The organism is Faecalibacterium sp. An192, from assembly GCF_002160175.1.
Lineage (GTDB): Bacteria > Bacillota > Clostridia > Oscillospirales > Ruminococcaceae > Faecalibacterium.
On the sequence record NZ_NFKB01000042.1, the window covers coordinates 22,642 to 30,214 of the forward strand.

Below are 7,573 nucleotides of genomic sequence, written 5' to 3' on the forward strand. Positions count from 1 at the left end.
CGAATAAATTTGCATTTTCCGGGCTTGCGTGATACAATACCGTGAGACCGATTTGTGTGGAAAGAGGAAGGGAGTAAAAACAATGAGCGAAGCAATTGAAATTTTGAAGAGCTGTGAAGCATTCCTGGAGGGTCACTTCCTGCTGTCGTCCGGCCGCCATTCCAGCGCCTACTGCCAGATGGCATTCCTGCAGCAGTACCCCGACCGCTGCGCCGAGGTGATGGCTCCTGTGGCCGCCAAGGTCAAGGAGCTGGGCGCCGACGTCATCGTGGGACCCGCCATGGGCGGCATCGTCTACGCCTACGAGCTGGCCCGTCAGACTGGCCTGCGCGCCATCTTCACCGAGCGTGTGGACAACGTCATGACCCTGAAGCGGTTCGCCATCCATCCGGGTGAGAAGTGCATCATCGCCGAGGACGTGGTCACCACCGGCATCTCCTCTCTGGAGACCAAGCGGGCCATCGAAGAGGCCGGCGGCATCTGCCTGGGCATCACCTGCGTGGTGGACCGCACCAAGCCCGAGGCTCCGTCTCCCATTCCCATCCTGGCCAGCGCCCTCAAGCTGGACCTGCCCAACTATGCACCCGAGGAGTGCCCCCTGTGCAAGGAGGGCAAGCTGCCCCTGGTGCACCTGGGCAGCCGCAAGATGAACCAGCAGGCCAAGCAGACCCTGTGAGTCCTGCAACGAGATAAAACGAGGGAACGCAATGAACGCATATCTTCTTTTGGCAAACGGAATGGTTTTTGCGGGCCAGTCGGTGGGCGCTGAGGGCGTCACGGTGGGCGAAGTGGTCTTTGCCACCGGCATGGTGGGCTTTCAGGAGACCCTGACCGACCCCAGCTACTATGGCCAGATCATCACCCAGACCTACCCGCTGATCGGCAACTACGGCATGAATCACTGGGACATGGAGTCGGGCAAAATCTGGGCCCGGGGCTACATTGTCCGCGAGGCCTGCAAGACCCCGTCCAACTGGCGCTCGGAGGAGACGCTGGACAGCTTTTTGAAGAAAAACAACATCATCGGCATCGAGGGGATCGACACCCGTCATCTGACCCGCGTCATCCGCGAGAGCGGCGTCATGAACGGCGCCATTCTCACCGAGTTTGACCCCGCCGACCCCGCCAACAAAGAGCGCACCGAGGCCCTGCTGGCCCAGGTGCAGGCTTATGCTGTCACCGACGCCGTCAAGAGCGTCACCTGTGCCGCGCCCGAGGTCCACAATCCCGACGGCGCTCCCCACATCGCCCTGATGGACTACGGCTGCAAGCGGAACATTGTCCGCTGCCTGGTCCGCCGCGGCTGCAAGGTGACCGTTATGCCCGCCTTCTCGACGGCGGAGCAGGTGGCCGCCCTGAACCCGGACGGCATCATGCTGTCCAACGGCCCCGGCGACCCCGCCGAGCCGGTGGAGGCCATCGAGAACCTGCGCAAGATCTTTGAGCTGGGCATCCCCACCTTCGGCATCTGCCTTGGCCATCAGCTGTCGGCCCTGGCCGCCGGCGCCAAGACCACCAAGCTCAAGTACGGCCACCGCGGCGCCAACCAGCCCGTGACCGATTTTGCCAGCGGTCGCACCTTCATCACCAGCCAGAACCACGGCTATGCGGTGGTGGGGGACCAGCTGCCCCCCGAAATGGGCGTTGTGGCCCAGGTCAATGCCAACGACGGTACCTGTGAAGGCATCCAGTACAAGAAATGGAACTGCTTTACCGTCCAGTTCCACCCGGAAGCAAACGGCGGCCCCAAGGATACAGAGTTCCTCTTCGACCGTTTCCTGACCAATGTAAAGAGCGCAAAGGAGGCTCGCTGATATGCCCAAGGACCCCAGAATCAAAAAGGTGCTGGTGATCGGCTCGGGACCCATCATCATCGGCCAGGCGGCTGAGTTCGACTACTCGGGCACCCAGGCCTGCCGCGCCCTGAAGGCGGAAGGCATCGAGACCGTTCTGCTCAACTCCAACCCTGCCACCATCATGACCGATCCCGACGTGGCCGATCACGTCTATATCGAGCCCATGACCCTGGAGGTCGTGGAGCGCATCCTGGACATCGAAAAGCCCGACTCGGTGCTGCCCAACCTGGGCGGCCAGATGGGCCTGAACCTGTCCATGGAGCTGGCCCGCAGCGGTTACCTGGACCGCACCGGCATCCGCCTGCTGGCCTGCAAGCCCGAGACCATCGACCGGGCCGAGGACCGCGAGCTGTTCAAGGAGACGATGGAAAAGCTGCATCAGCCCATCATCCCCTCGGAGGTCGTGGAGACCCTGGAGGACGCTCTGGCCTGCGCCGACCGCATCGGCTACCCGGTCATTGTCCGTCCCGCCTTCACCATGGGCGGCACCGGCGGCGGTATCTGCGAGGACAAGGCCAAGCTGATTGAGATCGGCACCAACGGCCTGCGTCTTTCCCCCATTCACCAGATCCTGGTGGAAAAGTGCATCGCCGGCTGGAAGGAAATCGAGTATGAGGTGATGCGCGACCACAAGGGCAACGTCATCACCGTCTGCAACATGGAGAACCTGGACCCCGTGGGCATCCACACCGGTGACTCGGTGGTCGTGGCTCCCTCCCAGACCCTGACCGACCACGAATACCAGATGCTCCGCACCGCTGCCCTGGACATCATCACCGAGCTGGGCATCGAGGGCGGCTGCAACTGCCAGTTTGCCCTCAAGCCGGACAGCTTTGACTATGCGGTCATCGAGGTCAACCCCCGTGTGTCCCGTTCGTCGGCTCTGGCCTCCAAGGCCACCGGTTACCCCATCGCCAAGGTGGCCACCAAGATCGCCATCGGCTACACCCTGGACGAGATCACCAACGACGTCACCGGCAAGACCTGTGCCTGCTTTGAGCCCGCGCTGGACTATATTGTCGTCAAGTACCCCAAGTGGCCCTTCGACAAGTTCGTCTATGCGGACAAGTCCCTGGGCACCCAGATGATGGCCACCGGCGAGGTCATGTCCATCGGCAACAGCTTTGAGGCTGCCATGATGAAGGCTGTCTCCTCCATCGAGCTGGGCATGGACACCCTGACCCACAAGCCCTTTGAGGAGCTGGACGATCAGGAGATCATCGCTCACATGCACGTGCAGGACTCCGAGCGGGTGTTCTGCGTCTATGAGGCCCTCAAGCGCGGCATCGACCATCAGACCATCTACGACATCACCAAGATTGACTGGTGGTTCCTGGACAAGATGCAGCACCTGGCCGACCTGGAAAATGGTTTGGCCCGCTGCAACGGCGTCCTGAGCCTGGAGCAGTACCAGGAGGCCAAGAAGTACGGCTTCCAGGATAAGACCATCCGCCGCCTGGCCCAGGTGGAGCAGCTGCCGGTGGAGAACTACCGCGCCGGCTTCAAGATGGTTGATACCTGCGCCGCCGAGTTCTCGGCCAACACTCCCTACTTCTACTCCACCTACGACGGCGACAACGAGGCCGCCGAGTTCATCGCCAAGAAAGAGGACGGCCAGCCCCACAAGAAGCGGATTCTGGTCTTTGGTTCGGGCCCCATCCGCATCGGCCAGGGCATTGAGTTCGACTACTGCTCGGTTCACTGCGTCTGGACCCTGAAGAAGCACGGCTGTGAGGCCATTCTGGTCAACAACAACCCCGAGACGGTGTCCACCGACTTTGATACCGGCGACCGCCTGTACTTTGATCCCCTGACCCCCGAGAGCGTGGACAACATCATCGCCACCGAGAAGCCGGACGGCTGTGTGGTCCAGTTCGGCGGCCAGACCGCCATCAAGCTGGCCAAGCACATGGACGAAGTGGGCCTGCCCATCCTGGGCACCCCCGCCGATGCCATCGACGAGGCCGAGGACCGGGAGCGTTTTGACGAGCTGCTGGAGCGCTGCGGGATTCCCCGCGCCCCCGGCCGCACCGTCTATACCCTGGACGAGGCCCTGGCTGCCGCCGAGGAAATCGGTCTGCCCGTGCTGATGCGTCCCTCCTACGTGCTGGGCGGCCAGAACATGATCGTGGCCTACACCCAGGCCGACGTCATCGAGTATATGGGCGTCATCACCGAGCACGTGGACATGGATCACCCCGTCCTGCTGGATAAGTATATCCAGGGCACCGAGTGCGAAGTGGACGCCATCTGCGATGGCACCGACTTCCTGATCCCCGGCATCATGGAGCAGGTGGAGCGGACCGGCGTCCACTCCGGCGACTCCATCTGCGTCTATCCGGCCCAGCATCTGACCCAGAACATCATCGACACCATGGTGGACTATACCGGCCGCTTTGCCCGTGAGCTGAAAGTGGTGGGTCTGGTCAACGTTCAGTATGCCGTTTCGGATGGCAAGGTGTACGTCATCGAGGTGAACCCCCGTTCGTCCCGTACCGTGCCCTATATCTCCAAGGTCACCGGCGTGCCCATGGTGGACCTGGCGGTCCGCTGCTGCCTGGGCGAGAAGCTGGCCGACATGGGCTATGGCACCGGCCTGCACCCCAACGCTCCCTATGTGGCCGTCAAGGTGCCTGTGTTCAGCTTTGAGAAGCTGCACGGCGTGGACACCCAGTTCGGCCCCGAGATGAAGTCCACCGGCGAAGTGCTGGGCATTGCCCCCAACTACCATGACGCCCTGCTCAAGGGCCTCATTGGCGCCGGCTATACCTTCAAGACCCCCGGCCCCGCCAGCTGCTGCATCTTCACCGTGAAGGACAGCGACAAGCCCGAATTTGTGGACATCGCCTGGAAGCTCAAGAGCATGGGCTACAAGCTGTACGGCACCTCCGGCACCTGCGCCTGGCTGAACAAGCACATGGTGCCCTGCAACGAGGTGCGGAATATGTCGGGCGAGGCTCCCAACATCATTGACCTGCTCCAGAGCGGTCTGGTGGACTATGTCTTCTCCACCAGCGCCAAGGGCCGCGACCCCCGGCGTGACTCGGTGCGGCTGCGCCGCAAGGCCGTCGAACTGAGCATCCCCTGCATTACGGCAGTGGATACCGCCAACGCTCTGGTGGATTGCCTGCGCAGCGAGCACAGCCTGAAAAATGTGCCGCTGGTGGACATTGCAACGCTGTATAAGGAAAAATAAGCCTTCGTGTGCAGGAAGGCCTGTTTCGTGCGCAGAGTATCGATTTGAGACCGACCGTTTGTTATACTCTGCGACGTAAATTTTGCAAAAGTACGTTACTTTTATGAGTTTCCTGCAGGGCCCGGCCCGCAGTGGAAAACTCTGGATATAACAAGCAGTTCCAGGAGGATATTGATACATGACCCGTTCCCAGATGATCGAAACCGTTGCCCGCAAAACTGGCTTCCCCGAGAGCCAGGTCGAAATGACGATGGACGCCATGTTCGACCAGATCGCAGAGTGCCTGCGCGCTGACGAAAAGGTGACCATTGCCGGATTTGGCCGGTTTGAAATGCGTCCCCGCAAGCCCAAGGCTTACACCAACCCCAAGACCAAGGTGTCCAGCCGGCTGGAGTCCACCTCGATTCCCGGCTTCAAGGCAAGCGGCCGCTTCAAGCAGAAGCTGGAGGCTGCCCGTGCAGCCGCGGCAGCCGAGAATAAGGCTCTGGAAGAGACGGCGTAACAATTCCATACCAACCACAGGCCGGGCGTCGATGGGCGCCCGGCCTTTTTGTATGCAATGGGCCGGGAGATTGGAAACAAGGCTTTTCAGATCCCGCAAGCCGTGTTATACTGATAAGGACTTGACAAATTGCGCACCCCCAGAAAGAACGGAGAAAACCATGCGTTACAGTGAATTACAGTGCAGCGAGGCCATCCACCAGGCCGTGGAGCGGATGGGCTTCGAGGATATGACCGAAATTCAGGAGAAGGTGATCCCCCTCATGATGCAGGGGCGGGATATCATCGCCAAAGCCCCCACCGGCACCGGCAAGACCTGTGCCTTCGGCATCCCGGTGGCCGAGCATATCGACCCGGAACAGGCCTGGCCCCAGGCGGTCATTCTGGCCCCCACCCGGGAGCTGGCTCAGCAGATCGCAGGGGATATGGAGGATCTGACTTACTTTATGCCGGGGGTCAAGGTGGCGTGTGTCTACGGCGGCGCCAACATGGACAAGCAGGCCCGCCGCCTGGCGGAAGGCTGCCAGATCGTGGTGGCTACGCCCGGCCGCCTGATGGACCATTACAAGCACCGCAGCATCGACCTGAGCCATGTGACCCAGATTGTCCTGGACGAGGCGGACGAGATGTTGAATATGGGCTTTTACAAGGATGTGCGGCACATCATCGACCTGATGAAGAGCCGGAAGTCCCTGTCCATGTTCTCGGCCACCATCAGCCGGGAGGTTATGGACATCGGCTGGCTGTACCAGCGGGACGCCGAGGAGATCACCGTCCAGCCCAAAGAGGAGAGCCAGCCCAAGATCACCCAGTACAAGCTGGAGACCTCCGGCCGCAATAAGCTGTCCGACCTGGCCCAGCTCATCATTGGAGAGGGTTATAAGCGGGTGATGGTGTTTTGTGATACCAAGTTCGGCACCGCCACCCTGGCCAACCAGCTGGCCCGTCTGGGCTTCTCGGTGGACTGCCTCCATGGCGACCTCTCCCAGAAGGACCGCAACCGGATTATGCAGAGCTTCCGGGATGGCAAGGTGTCGGTCCTGGTGGCTACCGATGTGGCCGCCCGCGGCATCGACGTGTCGGATGTGGACGCTGTGGTCAACTACGACGTTCCCTCGGACAATGAGCACTATACCCATCGCATCGGCCGTACCGGCCGCGCCAAAAAGGAGGGCGTCAGCTACCTGTTCTATATGCCCGACGAGAAGAAGCGGGTGGATGAGCTGCTGCGGATGACCCGCAACACCGATCTGTGCCTGCCGGTTCACTTTGACTTCAACCATGAGCATATTGTGGTGGAGGAAAAGAAGGACAGCGGGGACAAGTTCCAGATTCGCAGCTATTTCTAAAACCATACAAAGCCAGGGCCAGGCGCCCTGGCTTTTCTTTATGAAAAGGAGAGACAAGCAGCACGAGCACGCGGTGGGGGATTCTGTATGGGCGAGAGAGAGGAACAGAGGCCGTTGCCTGGCCGGAGCGGAAACCGCCCTCTCCCATATATGGTAATAGATAAAGATAGACCCAGCGTCCCGCTTGCAGGCGCTGGATGGAACTTATGTTTTGTCCTGCGGCCCGGTGGGGGCCTTATTCGCCTATTATTAAGATAGTAAGAGAGATGGATAGCGGTTTTTAAATTCCGGGAGATAGGGGATATAAATGGCAGAGAGTGAGCCAATATATAGAGACTGAAAAGACAAAACAGAAAAATGAACACGTCATCGAAGAAAGTGAAATAAAGTCAATTTTTGAGCAAAAAAGTTCCAGAAAATGCTTGACAAAAGTCAGACTCTGTAGTATTATACTCAGGCGCCCAGCGGAACGGCTTCCGCGAGAGTCCGAAAGAATGAAAGCACTTCAAAATCACTTGAAAAAAAGATGAAAAAAGTGCTTGACAAAACGGACCGGACGTGATAAAATAAACAGGTCGCCAGCCGAGAGGCTGAGCGGACAGGACCTTGAAAATTGAACAATATCGAATACTTGTAACGGAACCTTTAAAGTGTTGGAAACACTTAAAATT

General features: G+C 59.7%; 5 protein-coding genes. All 5 read left to right on the forward strand.

The genetic code is table 11. The annotated features are described in order from the left end of the window. Positions 1 to 82: 82 nt before the first annotated feature. Positions 83 to 676, forward strand: a complete 594-nt coding sequence (gene pyrE, locus B5F27_RS12250) for an orotate phosphoribosyltransferase (RefSeq protein ID WP_087248398.1) — start codon at positions 83 to 85, stop codon at positions 674 to 676. A gap of 31 nt (positions 677 to 707) precedes the next feature. Continuing rightward, a complete protein-coding gene (locus tag B5F27_RS12255) occupies positions 708 to 1,814 on the forward strand; it encodes a carbamoyl phosphate synthase small subunit (protein WP_087368166.1) in 1,107 nt (368 codons plus the stop codon). 1 nt (position 1,815) lies between these two features. Next, positions 1,816 to 5,052 carry a carbamoyl-phosphate synthase large subunit gene (gene carB / locus B5F27_RS12260; protein WP_087248394.1) on the forward strand — a complete coding sequence of 1,079 codons (3,237 nt, stop codon included), beginning with the start codon at positions 1,816 to 1,818 and terminating at the stop codon, positions 5,050 to 5,052. Positions 5,053 to 5,230: 178 nt separating this feature from the next. After that, positions 5,231 to 5,554, forward strand: a complete 324-nt coding sequence (locus tag B5F27_RS12265; RefSeq protein WP_087248392.1) for an HU family DNA-binding protein — start codon at positions 5,231 to 5,233, stop codon at positions 5,552 to 5,554. Between the two features lie 160 nt (positions 5,555 to 5,714). Then, the gene (locus B5F27_RS12270; protein WP_087368168.1) at positions 5,715 to 6,902 is read left to right on the forward strand and encodes a DEAD/DEAH box helicase; all 1,188 of its coding nucleotides are present in this window, start codon (positions 5,715 to 5,717) and stop codon (positions 6,900 to 6,902) included. Positions 6,903 to 7,573: the final 671 nt, after the last annotated feature.

What these genes read in the sequence shown, in the direction of transcription:
- B5F27_RS12270 (WP_087368168.1), top strand. Translation starts at nt 5,715, where the DNA reads ATGCGTTACAGTGAATTACAGTGCAGCGAGGCCATCCACCAGGCCGTG.
- B5F27_RS12255 (WP_087368166.1), top strand. Translation starts at nt 708, where the DNA reads ATGAACGCATATCTTCTTTTGGCAAACGGAATGGTTTTTGCGGGCCAG.
- pyrE (WP_087248398.1), top strand. Translation starts at nt 83, where the DNA reads ATGAGCGAAGCAATTGAAATTTTGAAGAGCTGTGAAGCATTCCTGGAG.
- B5F27_RS12265 (WP_087248392.1), top strand. Translation starts at nt 5,231, where the DNA reads ATGACCCGTTCCCAGATGATCGAAACCGTTGCCCGCAAAACTGGCTTC.
- carB (WP_087248394.1), top strand. Translation starts at nt 1,816, where the DNA reads ATGCCCAAGGACCCCAGAATCAAAAAGGTGCTGGTGATCGGCTCGGGA.